Raw genomic sequence first — 14,184 nt, 5'->3', positions numbered from 1 at the left:
AATGTTCTCGGCAACCCGAGAGAGTATTCCTACCAAGAATGTGACTTGTATCACCCTCGGTGCCCGGTGAGATCTGCCACATGACCGGTGGGCGGTGCCGGAGTCTTCGACTGGTGTCGATAAAGTTCCCCCGAACCCGTCGGGTGCATACACAGAAGTCAAACAGACAGCGTTCCTAAACAGACAGCGAGCTGATGGATCTTTTCGAGTATCAGGCGAAGGAGCTGTTCGCCAAGCACAACGTTCCCACCACACCCGGACGGGTGACCACCACCGCCGAAGAGGCGAAGGCGATCGCCGAGGAGATCGGCAAGCCGGTGATGGTTAAGGCACAGGTCAAGGTCGGCGGCCGCGGCAAGGCGGGTGGCGTGAAGTACGCCGCCACCCCCGACGACGCGTTCACCCACGCGCAGAACATCCTCGGCCTGGACATCAAGGGCCACATCGTGAAGAAGCTGCTGGTCGCCGAGGCCAGCGACATCGCCGAGGAGTACTACATCTCCTTCCTTCTCGACCGTGCCAACCGCACCTACCTGGCCATGTGCTCGGTCGAGGGCGGTATGGAGATCGAAGAGGTCGCCGCCACCAAGCCCGACCGGCTGGCCAAGGTGCCCGTCGATGCCGTCAAGGGCGTCGACCTCGCTACCGCGCGCTCGATCGCCGAGCAGGGCCACCTGCCCGCCGAGGTACTCGACGCGGCCGCGGTGACGATCCAGAAACTGTGGGAAGTGTTCGTCGCGGAGGACGCCACGCTGGTCGAGGTCAATCCACTGGTGCGCACGCCCGATGATCAGATCCTCGCGTTGGACGGCAAGGTCACGCTGGACGCCAACGCCGACTTCCGGCAGCCCGGCCACGCGGAGTTCGAGGACCGCGACGCCACAGATCCGTTGGAGCTCAAGGCAAAAGAGCACGACCTCAACTACGTCAAGCTCGACGGCGAGGTCGGCATCATCGGCAACGGCGCGGGCCTTGTCATGTCGACGCTCGACGTCACCGCCTACGCGGGCGAGAAGCACGGCGGCGTGAAGCCGGCCAACTTCCTCGACATCGGCGGCGGCGCGTCGGCCGAGGTGATGGCAGCGGGCCTCGACGTCATCCTTAACGACTCTCAGGTCAAGAGCGTGTTCGTCAACGTGTTCGGCGGCATCACCTCCTGCGACGCCGTGGCCAACGGCATCGTCAACGCGCTGAAGATCCTCGGCGACGAGGCCAACAAGCCGCTCGTCGTCCGCCTCGACGGCAACAACGTCGAGGAGGGCCGTCGCATCCTCGCTGACGCCAACCACCCGCTCGTGATCCAGGCCGACACCATGGACGCCGGCGCCGACAAAGCCGCCGAGCTGGCGAACAAGTAAGGGACCGTTGACATGTCGATTTTTCTGAACAAGGACTCCAAGGTCATCGTCCAGGGCATCACCGGCGGCGAGGGCACCAAGCACACCGCGCTGATGCTGAAGGCGGGCACGCAGCTGGTCGGTGGCGTCAATGCCCGCAAGGCGGGAACGACGGTGTCGCACAAGGACAAAGACGGCAAAGACGTCGAGCTGCCGGTGTTCGGCACCGTCGCCGAGGCGATCAAGGAGACCGGCGCCGACGTGTCCGTCGTCTTCGTCCCGCCGAAGTTCGCCAAGGACGCGATCATCGAGGCCATCGACGCCGAGATCCCGCTGCTTGTCGTCATCACCGAGGGAATCCCGGTGCAGGACAGTGCATATGCGTGGGCCTACAACGTCGACAAGGGCCAGAAAACCAGGATCATCGGTCCCAACTGCCCCGGCATCATCACGCCGGGTGAGGCGCTCGCGGGCATCACGCCCGCCAACATCACCGGCTCGGGCCCGGTCGGCCTGGTGTCGAAGTCGGGCACGCTGACCTACCAGATGATGTTCGAGCTGCGCGACTTCGGCTTCTCGACGGCCATCGGCATCGGCGGCGACCCGGTCATCGGCACCACCCACATCGATGCCATCGAGGCGTTCGAGAAGGACCCCGAGACCAAGGTCATCGTGATGATCGGTGAGATCGGCGGCGACGCCGAGGAGCGTGCGGCCGACTACATCAAGGCCAACGTCTCCAAGCCCGTCGTCGGTTATGTCGCGGGTTTCACTGCGCCGGAAGGCAAGACCATGGGCCACGCGGGCGCGATCGTGTCGGGCTCGTCGGGCACCGCGGCCGCCAAGAAGGAAGCGCTCGAGGCCGCAGGCGTCAAGGTCGGCAAGACTCCGTCGGAGACCGCGAACCTGGCCCGGGAAATCCTGAAAACCTTGTAGCCCGTTGCACCGCGAGCGTGCGTGTCTGCCCACGACACGCCGCGGCAACGCGTACAAGTGCGCACGCTCGCGGTGTGACGGACGCCGCAAGATTAGGAACACGTTCCAGTTTTCAGTTAGCCTGACGAATTAACAGTCGTCAGGAGGTCTGTAATGGTCGACCCGCGTACCCCTGTACTCGTCGGCGTGGGCCAGTTCACCGAGAAGATCGATGACCCCGACTACCGGGGCATGTCCTCGGTCGAGCTGGCTACAGAGGCCGCCAAGGCCGCGCTGACCGACACCGCTGCCGACCGAGACGACGTCGCCAAGGCCATCGATGCCGTTGTCGGCCTCCGTCAGTTCGAGATCTCCGGGCCGATGCCCGCCAGGCTTGGCAAGTCGAACAATTACCCGCGGTCGGTCATGCAACGGCTCGGCGGGCAGCCGGCCCGCTCGGTGATCGAGCCCGTCGGCGGCCAGGGGCCGCAGAAGCTCGTCACCGAGTTCGGCACCGCGATCGCCAACGGCGAGGCCGATGTCGTGATGATCATCGGCTCCGAGCCGGGTTCGACGGCCCGCTACTTCGCGAAGCGGGACGACAAGCCCGACTTCAGCGAGCACATCGACGGGCAGATCGAAGACCGCGGCCACCAGATTCAGCAGTACATCAGCGAGTACACCGCCAAACACGGGCTGACGGGCGCCGCGGTGCAGTACGGGCTGCTGGACAACGCCCGCCGCGCCAGGCTCGGCCAGAGCGTCGCCGACTACCGCCTGCAGATGGCCGAGCTGTTCGCGCCGCTGTCGAAAATCGCTGCCAAGAACCCGTTTTCGTCGTCGCCGGTTGAGCGTTCCGTCGAGGAGATCGTCACCGTCACCGACGACAACCGGATGATCTGTGACCCCTACCCGCGGCTGCTGGTCGCTCGCGATCAGGTCAACCAGGGCGCGGCGACGGTGATGATGTCGGTGGACGCCGCGCGTCGCCTCGGGGTGCCCGAGGAGAAGTGGGTCTACGTGCACGGCCATTCCGACATGGTCGAGCAGGCCCTGCTGGACCGCGTCGACCTGGGCGCCAGCCCCGCGGCAGTGCATGCCGTCGAGGAGGCACTGCGCGTCGCGCAGATCGGCGTCGACGATATCGATACCTTCGATCTCTACAGCTGCTTCCCGTTTCCCGTCTTCGTCGCGTGCGAAGCCCTTGGCATCAACGGCGACGACCCGCGCGGGCTGACGCTGACGGGCGGGCTGCCCTACTTCGGCGGGCCCGGGAACAGCTATTCGCTGCACGCGATTGCCGAGACGGTGGCCGAGATGCGCGACAAGCCAGGCAGATTCGGCTTGGTCGGCGCCAACGGCGGAACGATGAGCAAGTATTCGGTTGGCATCTACTCGACCATGCCGGTCGATTGGCGGACCGATCGCAGCAAGGAGCTGAACGACGAGATCGCTGCGTTACCAGCGGTTTCCGTGACGGAAGAGGTTGACGGCCCCGCGACGGTCGAGACTTACTCTGTGCATTACGACTGGCCGGTGCGCACCGGGGTCATCATCGGCAGGCTCGACGCCGATGACTCCCGGTTCATGGCGCTGGCGGAGGACGAGGATCTCGTCGGCCTGATGTCCGACGGCGATCCGCTCGGCGCACACATCGTCGTGACGTCCACCGAGCACGGCAACCGCGCACGCCTGGCCTAATCCCACGCAAGCAGTGATGAGTCGAAATCGACTATCGCGGGGCCCGGGTCATCGTGCGCGACGTTTGGCCACGCGTCCCTTGGACTCGACACGGGTCCGGTTTGCCCGCCTGTTGTGGCGAACGTTTGCGTGCGGATCATCGAATACGCGGGCAATCAGCGGGCTGATGGAAGGCATGGGATTCCCTTTCGTTGGGTCATGCGGAAGCTCTGGTGTCTACGACTCTCGTGCCGACCGGACGGCGGGGCACGCGTAGTCGACTACGCGAGTGCGGGGCGGTCCACTACTTCACACCGCGCGACCGTTCTTGTACCATCTGGTACATGTTTACCGATCATGCCATCGACATCGATGCCCCCGCGGCGCGCGTGTGGGACGTGTTCTCCGACGTCGAGCGCTGGCCGGACTGGACCGCATCGGTGACCAGCCTGAAAGCGCTCGACGGGCCGGGCCTCGCGGTCGGAAAGCGGTTCGAGATTAAGCAGCCGCGGCTGCCCAGGCTGGTGTGGCAGGTGACCGCGCTCGACGAGGGCAGGTCGTGGACGTGGGAGCAGCACTCGCCCGGCGGCCGCACCATCGCCGTTCACGAGGTGCATCCAACGGAAGGCCGCACGAAGGTCATGCAGCGGCTCGACCAGCATGGGCCAGTCGGCTCGCTCGTCGCCAGGATGATGCGCGGCACCACGAAGCGCTACCTCGAGCTCGAGGCGCAGGGTCTCAAGGCGCGCAGCGAGCAGTTGCGTGGCTCGACCTCCTGACCTCGAGCGGCGCCGACATCTGCTCGACGCACTCATCGACGCTTTTGCCGACGGCGGCATCGGCGATCGCTCACTTCGTGAAATCGCCGAGGCGGTCGGCACCAGCCATCGAATGCTGTTGCACCACTTTGGGTCACGAGGCGAGCTGATGTTGACGATCGTCGACGAGATCGAGCGTCGGCAGATGTCGGTTCTGCCCGACGCGGCCACCGAGCCTGCCGACGCGATGGCCGCGATGTGGGCCGACGTCCGCAGGTCCGAGCTGCGGCCGTTCGAGCGGCTCTTCTTCGAGTGTTACGCCCGCGGCGCGCAGGGCGAGCAGCCGTATGCGCGCATGCTGCCCGGCGCCGTCGATTCCTGGCTGACCGAGGTGGACGCCAAGACGGGCGGAACTGCCGACCCGGCGTTCGTGCGACTCGGGCTGGCCGTCACGCGCGGCCTGCTGCTCGACCTGGTCGCCACGGACGACGACGACGGCGTCGACGCCGCAGCCCAAGCGTTCGTCGAACTGCTGCGCCGGGCTCAGACCAGCGCGGCCAGCTTGCCCGCGAGCCGCTCCACGTAGGCGGCGACTTCGTCTTCGGTCTTGTCGGGCAGGCCGAAGAGAACCTCGGTGACGCCGAGTTCCTGCCAGTGCGCGAGCTTCTCGGGGTCGGGTTTGAAGTCCAGCGCCACGATCTGCGGTGCACCGTCGCGGCCGGCGCCTGCCCAGGTGTCCTGCAGCAGCTTGACCGGCTCGTCGATGTTGAAATCGCGCGGCGTGGTGATCCAGCCGTCGGCCGACCGGGCGATCCACTTGAAGTTCTTCTCGGTGCCCGCCGCGCCGACGAGCACCGGAATGTGGGACTGAACGGGCTTCGGCCATGCCCATGACGGCCCGAACTTGACGAACTCGCCGTCGTATTCGGCCTCCTCCTCGGTCCACAGCGCGCGCATCGCCTCGATGTACTCGCGCAGCATGGTGCGGCGGCGCCCAGGGGGCACGTTGTGGTCGGCCAGTTCGTCGGTGTTCCAACCGAATCCGACGCCAAGGCTGACCCGGCCACCGGAAAGGTGGTCGAGGGTGGCGATCGACTTGGCCAGCGTGATCGGGTCGTGCTCGACCGGCAATGCGACGGCCGTCGACAGCCGCACCCGCGAGGTCACCGCGCACGCGGCGCCCAGCGACACCCACGGGTCAAGGGTGCGCATGTAGCGGTCGTCGGGCAGCGACTCGTCGCCGGTGGTCGGGTGGGCGGCCTGCCGCTTGATCGGGATATGGGTGTGTTCGGGAACGTAGAACGTGGTGAACCCGTGGTCGTCGGCCAGTTTGGCCGCCGCCGCCGGGTTGATCCCGCGATCGCTGGTGAACAGAACAAGCCCATAGTCCATACCCAGAATTAGAACGTGTTCCAGTCTGGCGGGCAAGGGCGGGGTGCCGAAGCGGCCGATTTCCGCCGTCAGCGCAGGCTCGAAAGTGTGCGAAGGTGTAGTGAAATGCCCAACGATCAGGACAAGGCCGTCGAGTCGGCGGTAGCTGCGATGGCTGCAGGTGCACCGTCCGATTGGGTCAGTCTGCGCGCGGTGTTCACCCCGGTGAAGGCGTCGGCCACCGTCGACACCGAATCGGCGGACGAAGCGGTTCGGCTGGACATCTCACCAGAGGCGTTGCAGGACATCGCTTCGCATCAGCGGCGAGCAGCCGAGATCGGCGAGCCGTGGCACCGGTTGGTCATCGATTTCGACCGCTCGGGGCGGCTGTCGGTGCGCGCGGTGCCCGAGGATGACCCGCGCCTGCGGCGCGTCACGTGGGTGCTGCTGCTGGTTGCGCTGCTTGTTCTGGCAGCGGGCGCGGTGTACGTGCTCGTCACTCTGGCGTAGCCGACTACGCGTGACCCAGCGAACTCGCGCGGCCAGTGTTCCCAAGCATGGGGACTCGATTCCGCGTCAAGGCCTTCGAATGGGTGCGGCGCTACCTGCCCAATGAGATCGCAGGCTGGGTCGGCGAGCTGGGTGGTGCCGCGGCGACGTACTACCTGACGGGCTCGTATGCGGCAGCCGTCGTCGCAGGGACCATCGGGGCCTCCGTCGGCTACTACGCGACGGCATACGTCAACGTGGTCTGCTGGACGTATCGCGCGCAGGCCGGGCGCACGAGGCCCAAGCGGGTGCTGATCGCCAACGCGCTCGCCATCCGCAGCATCGCCGTCGAGTTCGGTCCCGCCGAGGCGATCGACAGCATCGTCATCAGGCCGATCGCGCTCTATGCGGGCCCGTTCTTGCTGGGAAATGTGGCCGCCGGCTGGGTCGCCGGCAGCATCGCCGCCGATGTCGCCTTCTACGTGATGGCGATCTTCAGCTACGAGCGTTTCGAGGGCCTCGTCGCGGGACACCGACAACCGAGCGAGGAGGTCGACGGTGGATCCGTCCCTGCGGTCGCAATTGCGTGACTCGCTGAAAGCGAGGTCCGACGCCGAGGGCTGGCGCGCGCTCATCGCGCAGCACGGCACACCCCTGTTGGTGCTCGATCCCTACCGTGTCGTCGAGCGGTGCCGACTGCTGAAATCGCATCTGCGCGGGTTCGGCCTGCACTACGCGGTGAAGACGTTGCCCCATCCGGCGGTGCTGCGGGCGGTCGCCGCCAGCGGCTGCGGCTTCGACGTGACGGCAAGGGCAGAGCTCGATCTCCTTGGCAAGCTTGGTCTTCCGATCGACCGGTGCATCAATACCAACCCGATCAAGAAGCTCACCGACATCGACCGCGCCTACCTGGCAGGGGTCCGCACCTTCGTCGTCGACAATCCACTCGAGGCGCAGAAGTTCGCGGGCCTGCCTGCCGACATCAACATCCTTGTTCGGCTTGCGTTCCCGAACCCGTCGGCGAAGTCGGGGCTGTCCGTCAAGTTCGGTGTGGATCCCGCCGACGCCGAGCTCGTCGTCAAGCACGTATTGGCCACCGGGGTCCGATTCGCCGGCTTCAGCTTCCACGTCGACGGTCGGGGAACGAAGCCCGAGTCGTACGGCTCAGCTCTGCGTGGCACCCTGGATCTCGTCACCCACATCGCCGAAACACTCGGCGTCACAACCGATGTCATTGAAATCGGCGGAGGCCTTCCGGTGAGCCTCCGCGACCCGAGGTCGACGATCGACAAAATCTCAGACATCGTCGACGAGACGCTCGGTGACCGGCGTGATGAGTTCACCCTGTTGGCCGATCCAGGCCGGTTCCTTGCCGCCGACGCCATGACGTTGCTGACCGGCGTGGCGGGCAGCGCCGTGCGCGGGGGCCGCCTTTGGCACTATCTCGACGACGGGATCGACGACGTGCACCCGCCGATCCTCTCGCTGCGAGAGATCCTCGAGGGTCCCATCGACTGCGAGCCGGTTGTGCTGGCGGGACCGACATGTGACGGGGCCGACGTGTTCGCGTGCGACTACCCGATGCCGACGCTCGGCGTCGGCGATGTGGTGGTCAGCCCGATGATGGGTGCCTACCCGGCGGTGGCTTCGACGCAATTCAACGTGGTCTCGGCCACCAAGATCGTCGAAGTCTGACTTTCCTTCAGCCAGCGACATCGAGCAGCGCACCGACTGGGGTTACGACTACAACATCAAGCTCGCTTCGACCGCGGAGAACAACGGCTTCGACTACGCGCTGTCCCAGGTGCGTTACGAGGCCAGCCACGGCGCCGAGTATCAGCACGAGTCGACGAGCAGTTCACCCACCTCGGCGAGCCCTGGCTCGAGCACGATGAGCGGTATCGGCGAAGCGCGGAGTTCCTGCAGGTGCTGCGCAAGTACTTCTCCAACGGCAAGGACTTCGACGGCGTGGCCGAGCAGATCGCGGAACGTATTGCGGCGTATCGCAAACGGGGCGTCGACCTGATCCTCGGTGGCTTCCTGCATTTTCAGGAGGAGATCGAGTACTTCGGATCGCGGGTGGTGGCCGTTGGTTCGCGAAATCGAGAACGCTGACAGAAGTGGACCGACGCTCCTGTGCTTGTCTCTGCATAACGCGCGGTGCGCTAGCGTGGTGTGGAAACGCTCATATGGTCCGCGTCCACGAATTCGTGAACGGCGTTCCGACGCAGCGTCGCGCGTAGCGACGCTCAAACATCAGCAGGAGAGGTCATGACCTACCCGCCCAGCAGTTCCGGATATCCGCCCAGTCAGCAGCCGACCACTCAGTTCAGCGCTCCGACCCAGCAGTTCGGCAAGGTCGACCAGCCGTCGGCGCAGGGTCCCGCCGCGACCGCCGCGGGTCCGAGCAAGCTGCCGTTCATCCTGCTCGCCACTATCGGGGTACTCGGCCTTCTGGTGTATCTGTTCAGCTTCGGTCCCCAGTTCAAGATCGAGAACACCGACTTCCCGCAGTTGGGCAGCGCCACAGGCACGTCGCTGGGGCTCGGCCTCGCCGTGGTCGCTGCGCTGCTGTCTGCGCTGATCGCCGCGGCCAGCCTGCTGCCCAAGCAGAAGGCCCCGGTTGGCATCGTGGCCGCGGTGGCCGTGCTGGCGTTCCTGCTCGTGATCGCCGAGGTCATCCAGACCCCGGACGGCGTCAGCCTTGGCTGGGCGCTGTACGTCGTCATCTTCCTGACGTTCCTGCAGGCCGCGCTGGGTATCGGCGCCCTGCTTCTCGACGCGGGCATCCTCTCGGCACCGGTGTCGAAGCCAAAGCAGCCGAAGTACGAGCAGCCGCAGTACGGCCAGTACGGCGCCCCGAACCAGTACTACGGCCAGCACGCGCCGCACCAGGGCGCACAGCAGCAGCGTCCGCCCTACCCGGGCCAGTACGGCGGCGGCTATTCGGGTGGAGCGTCGTCCGGTGGCGGCTACCAGGCGATCGGCCAGCAGAACGGCCCGCCGACCCCGCCGACGGGTTTCCCCACGTACGGCCAGCCGCAGGCGACGCCGTCCGCGCCGACGGGCCAGACGCCCGCGCAGCCGCAGTCGTCGTCTTCGTCGTCTTCGTCGAATCAGTCCGGCAACTCGCCGTCATAATCTCCGGCCGCGCGAGCGTGAATCCCGCGCTCGCGAGCAAAGAACTGCTATACCGCTAGTGGTGGAGAACAGGTCGGTCGGCAGTCGCCAGGCTCGCGACCTGTTCCGTGTTGCGTTCGGCCCGTCGGTGGTGGCGCTGGTCATCATCGCCGCTGTGGTGCTGCTGCAGCTGCTCATCGCCAACAGCGACATGACCGGCGCGTCGGGCGCGATCGCCAGCATGTGGCTGGGCGTGCACCAGGTGCCGGTCTCGATCGGCGGTCGTGAGCTGGGCGTGATGCCGCTGCTGCCGGTGCTTGCGATGGTGTGGGGCACCGCGCGCACCACGGCGGCCGCCACCCCGCCGCAGGGATCCTGGTTCGTCATCCGGTGGATCGTCGCGTCGGCGCTTGGCGGTCCGCTGCTGATCGCGGCCATCTCGCTGGCCGTCATCCACGACGCCTCGTCGGTGCTGACCCAGCTGCAGACGCCCAACGCGCTGCGGGCGTTCTCCGGGGTGCTGGCCGTGCACGCGATCGGCGCCGCGATAGGCGTCGGCTCCCGGGCAGGCCGACGGTTGGTGACCTTGGCCGGGCTGCCGGCGTGGGTGGCCGATGCGGGGCGGCCCGCGATGGCCGGGGTGCTGGCGCTGTTCGGGTTGTCCGGCGCGGTCACGGCGTTGTCGCTGGTGGTGCACTGGTCGACGATGCACGAGCTGTATGCGATCACCGACTCGGCGTTCGGCCAGTTGAGCCTTTCACTGTTGTCGGCGCTCTATCTGCCCAACGTCATCGTCGGCACGTCCGCCGTCGCGGTGGGGTCCAGCGCGCATGTCGGCTTGGCGACCTTCAGTTCGTTCACCGTGTTCGGCGGCGACATCCCTGCGCTTCCGGTGCTCGCGGCGGTGCCGACGCCGCCGCTGGGCCCGATCTGGGTTGCGCTGCTGATCGTCGGGGCCGCCTCCGCCGTGGTGGTCGGCCAGCAGTGCGGACGACGGCCGCTGCCGCTTCTGCCCGCGCTGGGCAAGCTCGTCATCGCGTCGGCACTCGGGGCGGCGACGATGGTGCTGCTGGGATATGCCGGCGGCGGCGAACTGGGCAACTTCGGCCACGTCGGGGTCGATCAGGCCACGTTCGGGCCCGCGGTGTTCCTGTGGTTCGTGGCGATCGGCGGGCTGACGGTGGCGATGGCGGGCGGTATCGCCCGCACTCGTCCTTCGCCCAAACCAACGTTTGGGCGGGAAAGTGCGAGTACGGCCCACCAAAACGTCGATCTCGAGGCCGACTTCGAGCCAGAGGCCGACTTCGAGCCAGAGCCCGACTTCGAGCCCGAGGCCGACTTCGAACCGGCCTTCGAGCCCGCCTTCGATGCCGAACCAGACGCGGAATCTGACCTCGAACCCGCCTTCGAGCCCCTGGAGGACGCGCCGCTGGACGACGAACCCGAAGACTTCGAGCCGACGCCGATCGTCCGCACCTTGCCTGCCGGATTCGACGACGACCTGCCCGATCCGGAGGACTTGGAATACATCGACGACGACGACGCCGCTCCTGGCCCCACTGGCGGCCGGCAACGCCCGGCCGACGATTAGGCTCGTCGCGTGCAGCAACCCCTCCGTGTGCCCCCGAGCGCACCGGCGCGGGTGGTGGTGCTGGCGTCGGGCACCGGTTCGCTGCTGGAATCCCTGCTCGAGTCCGCGGTCGGCAACTATCCGGCCCGCATCGTCGCCGTCGGCGTCGACCGTGACTGCCGCGCCGTCGAGGTGGCCTCGGCCGCGTCGCTGCCGAGCTACCGGGTACGGCTTGGCGACTACCCGGACCGCGACGCGTGGGACGCGGCCGTCACCGACGCGACTGCCGAGCACGAGCCCGACCTGATCGTGTCGGCCGGCTTCATGAAAATACTTGGGCCCAAGTTCCTTTCACGCTTCATGGGCCGGATCATCAATACCCATCCCGCGCTCCTGCCCGCTTTTCCCGGCGCGCACGCCGTACCCGACGCGCTGGCGTACGGCGTCAAGGTGACCGGCTGCAGCGTGCATCTGGTGGACGCGGGCACCGACACCGGCCCGCTGCTGGCCCAGCAGCCGGTCGCGGTGCTCGACGACGACGACGAAGCCACCCTGCATGAGCGGATCAAGGTGGTCGAACGCAGACTGTTGGTGGATGTCCTGGCCGCGCTGGCAACGGGCGGAGTGACCTGGACTGGACGAAGGGCGGTAATCGGATGACGGACAGCGGCACGATGTCGGGGCCAGGCGCCTCCGGCGGCACGCGTAAGCCGATTCGACGGGCGTTGGTCAGCGTCTACGACAAGACCGGCCTGCCCGAACTGGCCAAGGGTCTGCACGACGCGGGCGTCGTCATCGTCTCGACCGGCTCGACCGCCAAAACCATTGCCGGCGTCGGTGTTCCGGTGACGCCGGTGGAGGAGCTCACCGGGTTTCCCGAGGTGCTCGACGGCCGGGTCAAGACGCTGCATCCGCGGGTGCATGCGGGCCTGCTGGCCGATCTTCGCAAGGCCGAGCACGCCGCGGCGCTGGCGGAGCTCGGCATCGAGCCGTTCGACCTCGTCGTGGCGAACCTGTATCCGTTCAGCGAGACGGTCGCCTCTGGCGCCGACGTCGACGAGTGCGTCGAGCAGATCGACATCGGCGGCCCATCGATGGTGCGGGCGGCCGCCAAGAACCACCCCAGTGTGGCCGTGGTGGTCGAACCGCTCGGCTACGACGGTGTGCTGGCGGCGGTTCGTGCGGGCGGCTTCACGCTCGCGGAGCGGAAGATACTGGCTTCGTTGGCGTTTCGGCACACCGCCGAGTACGACGTGGCCGTCGCAAGCTGGATGGGGGAGACGCTGGCTCCCGAGGAGCATGCGCAGAAGCTGCCCGCCTGGTTCGGCGGGACGTGGCGGCGGACCGGTGTGCTGCGCTACGGGGAAAACCCGCACCAGCAGGCGGCCCTCTACAGCGATGACGCGGCGTGGCCGGGGCTGGCGCAGGCGGAGCAGTTGCACGGAAAAGAGATGTCCTACAACAACTTCACCGACGCCGACGCGGCGTGGCGAGCCGCCTTCGATCACGAGCAGATCTGTGTGGCCATCATCAAGCACGCGAACCCGTGCGGTATCGCCATCTCGTCGGAGTCGGTCGCCGACGCGCACCGCAAGGCACACGAGTGCGATCCGCTGAGCGCGTTCGGCGGCGTCATCGCGACCAACACCGCGGTCAGCGTCGAGATGGCCGAGACGGTCGCCGACATCTTCACCGAGGTGATCATCGCGCCCGCCTACGAGGACGGCGCGGTGGAAGTGCTTGCGCGCAAGAAGAACATCCGTGTCCTCGTGGCGTCGGAGCCGTTGGTCGGCGGCGTCGAGGTGCGGCCGATCAGCGGGGGCCTGCTGCTGCAGCAGCGCGATGCGCTCGACGCGCCGGGCGATGATCCGGTGAACTGGACATTGGCCACGGGTGAGCCCGCGGACCCGGCCACGCTCGCCGACCTGGTCTTCGCGTGGCGGTCCTGCCGCGCCGTGAAGTCCAATGCGATCGTCGTGGCCGCGAACGGGGCCACCGTCGGCGTCGGCATGGGCCAGGTGAACCGCGTCGATGCCGCACGGCTTGCGGTGGAACGCGGCGGCGACCGGGTGCGTGGAGCGGTCGGCGCATCCGACGCGTTCTTCCCGTTCCCCGACGGTTTGGAGATGCTGACCAACGCCGGGGTGAAGGCGATCGTGCATCCCGGCGGGTCGATGCGCGACGAGCTGGTCACCGAGGCGGCCGCCAAGGCAGGCGTGACGCTCTACGTGACCGGAGCGCGGCACTTCGCGCACTGATAGGTTGCCGCCATGACGATGGCTGCGCGTGCGGTGGCGGTGGTCCTCGGCGCCGCCACGATTGTGCTGGCGACGGCCTGCACCCGCGTCGTCGACGACGCCCGCGTGGTCGCCGCCCCGGATATGGGCAAGGCGGCGGCGACGGCCTCCGATTGCACAAAGGTCGACGCGCCGATGACCTCGATCCCCGATCACACCGATGAAGAGCCCGTGCTGAAGATCCCGCAGCCGGAAGGCTGGGAGCGGGTGACGATGATGGACTCCGAACTGATCCGGTTCACGATGCGCAACGAGGCGTTGGCGAAGGACGGCTTCGCGCCGACGGCGGTGGTCACACTCGAAAGCCATCCGGGTATGGCCGAGCCGCGAGAGGTGTTCGACGCGCAGCAGGACGCGCTGGAGTCCGCCATCGGCGCGACGAATGTGAGCGTCAGCGAAACCACTGTTTGCGAGCTGCCCGCGGAGACCATCGACTACACCACGCCGCAGATCGGGATGCTGCCGCCACATCCGGCCAGCGTGCTGACGGCGGTGATGCACACCGAAGACGACACGTACGCGATGACGATGACGGTGCAGAGCGCCGACCCGGACAACGCGGTATTTCAGCGTGACGCCGAGACGATCCTGACCGGTTTCCAGATGCTCCCGCCGTCCGACGCCTAGCTGCTCGCCGGAGCTCGTCA

14 protein-coding genes and 1 pseudogene are annotated in these 14,184 nt (G+C 67.1%); 14 read left to right on the top strand and 1 reads right to left on the bottom strand.

The genetic code is table 11. The features are described 5' to 3' along the window. Positions 1-194 precede the first annotated feature (194 nt). From sucC to D6M19_RS01175, 5 genes are all read left to right on the top strand, one after another. On the top strand, positions 195-1,358 hold the full coding sequence (sucC, locus tag D6M19_RS01195; protein ID WP_123023326.1) for an ADP-forming succinate--CoA ligase subunit beta: 1,164 nt from the start codon (positions 195-197) through the stop codon (positions 1,356-1,358). Positions 1,359-1,370: 12 nt separating this feature from the next. Continuing rightward, positions 1,371-2,273, top strand: a complete 903-nt coding sequence (sucD, locus tag D6M19_RS01190; protein ID WP_123023325.1) for a succinate--CoA ligase subunit alpha — start codon at positions 1,371-1,373, stop codon at positions 2,271-2,273. 153 nt (positions 2,274-2,426) lie between these two features. Then, positions 2,427-3,953 (top strand): acetyl-CoA acetyltransferase, encoded by a 1,527-nt coding sequence (locus D6M19_RS01185; RefSeq protein ID WP_123023324.1) that lies wholly within the window; start codon positions 2,427-2,429, stop codon positions 3,951-3,953. Between the two features lie 323 nt (positions 3,954-4,276). Next, entirely contained in the window at positions 4,277-4,711 is a 435-nt protein-coding gene (locus D6M19_RS01180; RefSeq protein WP_123023323.1) for an SRPBCC family protein, read from the top strand. Continuing rightward, a complete protein-coding gene (locus D6M19_RS01175) occupies positions 4,695-5,276 on the top strand; it encodes a TetR/AcrR family transcriptional regulator (RefSeq protein WP_123023322.1) in 582 nt (193 codons plus the stop codon). Before D6M19_RS01180 ends, D6M19_RS01175 begins: the two co-directional genes overlap by 17 nt. Here the strand turns inward: D6M19_RS01175 and D6M19_RS01170 are convergent. After that, positions 5,234-6,082, bottom strand: coding sequence for an LLM class F420-dependent oxidoreductase (locus D6M19_RS01170; protein ID WP_123023321.1), 849 nt, complete (start codon positions 6,080-6,082; stop codon positions 5,234-5,236). The two genes, D6M19_RS01175 and D6M19_RS01170, sit on opposite strands and share 43 nt — an antisense overlap. A 105-nt stretch (positions 6,083-6,187) precedes the next feature. On the opposite strand from D6M19_RS01170, the gene D6M19_RS01165 reads away from it, so the two are divergent. The 9 genes and pseudogenes from D6M19_RS01165 to D6M19_RS01125 all read left to right on the top strand — a co-directional run bounded on the left by D6M19_RS01165 (position 6,188) and on the right by D6M19_RS01125 (position 14,164). Then, positions 6,188-6,571: a hypothetical protein gene (locus D6M19_RS01165; RefSeq protein ID WP_123023320.1), complete on the top strand. Its 384-nt coding sequence runs from the start codon at positions 6,188-6,190 to the stop codon at positions 6,569-6,571. A gap of 47 nt (positions 6,572-6,618) precedes the next feature. Beyond that, the gene (locus tag D6M19_RS01160; RefSeq protein ID WP_123023319.1) at positions 6,619-7,140 is read left to right on the top strand and encodes a hypothetical protein; all 522 of its coding nucleotides are present in this window, start codon (positions 6,619-6,621) and stop codon (positions 7,138-7,140) included. Next, the gene (locus D6M19_RS01155; RefSeq protein WP_123023318.1) at positions 7,109-8,245 is read left to right on the top strand and encodes a type III PLP-dependent enzyme domain-containing protein; all 1,137 of its coding nucleotides are present in this window, start codon (positions 7,109-7,111) and stop codon (positions 8,243-8,245) included. The genes D6M19_RS01160 and D6M19_RS01155 overlap by 32 nt, the downstream gene beginning before the upstream one ends. A gap of 13 nt (positions 8,246-8,258) precedes the next feature. Beyond that, positions 8,259-8,666, top strand: a pseudogene (locus D6M19_RS01150) (hypothetical protein); the annotation flags it as partial. 155 nt (positions 8,667-8,821) lie between these two features. Next, entirely contained in the window at positions 8,822-9,691 is an 870-nt protein-coding gene (locus tag D6M19_RS01145) for a DUF5336 domain-containing protein (RefSeq protein ID WP_123023317.1), read from the top strand. Between the two features lie 61 nt (positions 9,692-9,752). After that, entirely contained in the window at positions 9,753-11,261 is a 1,509-nt protein-coding gene (locus D6M19_RS01140; RefSeq protein WP_123023625.1) for a cell division protein PerM, read from the top strand. A gap of 9 nt (positions 11,262-11,270) precedes the next feature. Further along, positions 11,271-11,900, top strand: a complete 630-nt coding sequence (gene purN, locus D6M19_RS01135; protein ID WP_123023316.1) for a phosphoribosylglycinamide formyltransferase — start codon at positions 11,271-11,273, stop codon at positions 11,898-11,900. Between the two features lie 14 nt (positions 11,901-11,914). Beyond that, on the top strand, positions 11,915-13,498 hold the full coding sequence (purH, locus tag D6M19_RS01130) for a bifunctional phosphoribosylaminoimidazolecarboxamide formyltransferase/IMP cyclohydrolase (RefSeq protein WP_123023624.1): 1,584 nt from the start codon (positions 11,915-11,917) through the stop codon (positions 13,496-13,498). A 12-nt stretch (positions 13,499-13,510) separates the two neighbouring features. Further along, positions 13,511-14,164 (top strand): LpqN/LpqT family lipoprotein, encoded by a 654-nt coding sequence (locus D6M19_RS01125; RefSeq protein WP_123023315.1) that lies wholly within the window; start codon positions 13,511-13,513, stop codon positions 14,162-14,164. The last annotated feature ends 20 nt before the right edge of the window (positions 14,165-14,184 follow it).

This window comes from Mycolicibacterium stellerae (assembly GCF_003719305.1).
In the GTDB taxonomy this organism is placed as follows: Bacteria; Actinomycetota; Actinomycetes; order Mycobacteriales; family Mycobacteriaceae; genus Mycobacterium; species Mycobacterium stellerae.
This window is presented reverse-complemented; position numbering and strand designations above follow the sequence as displayed.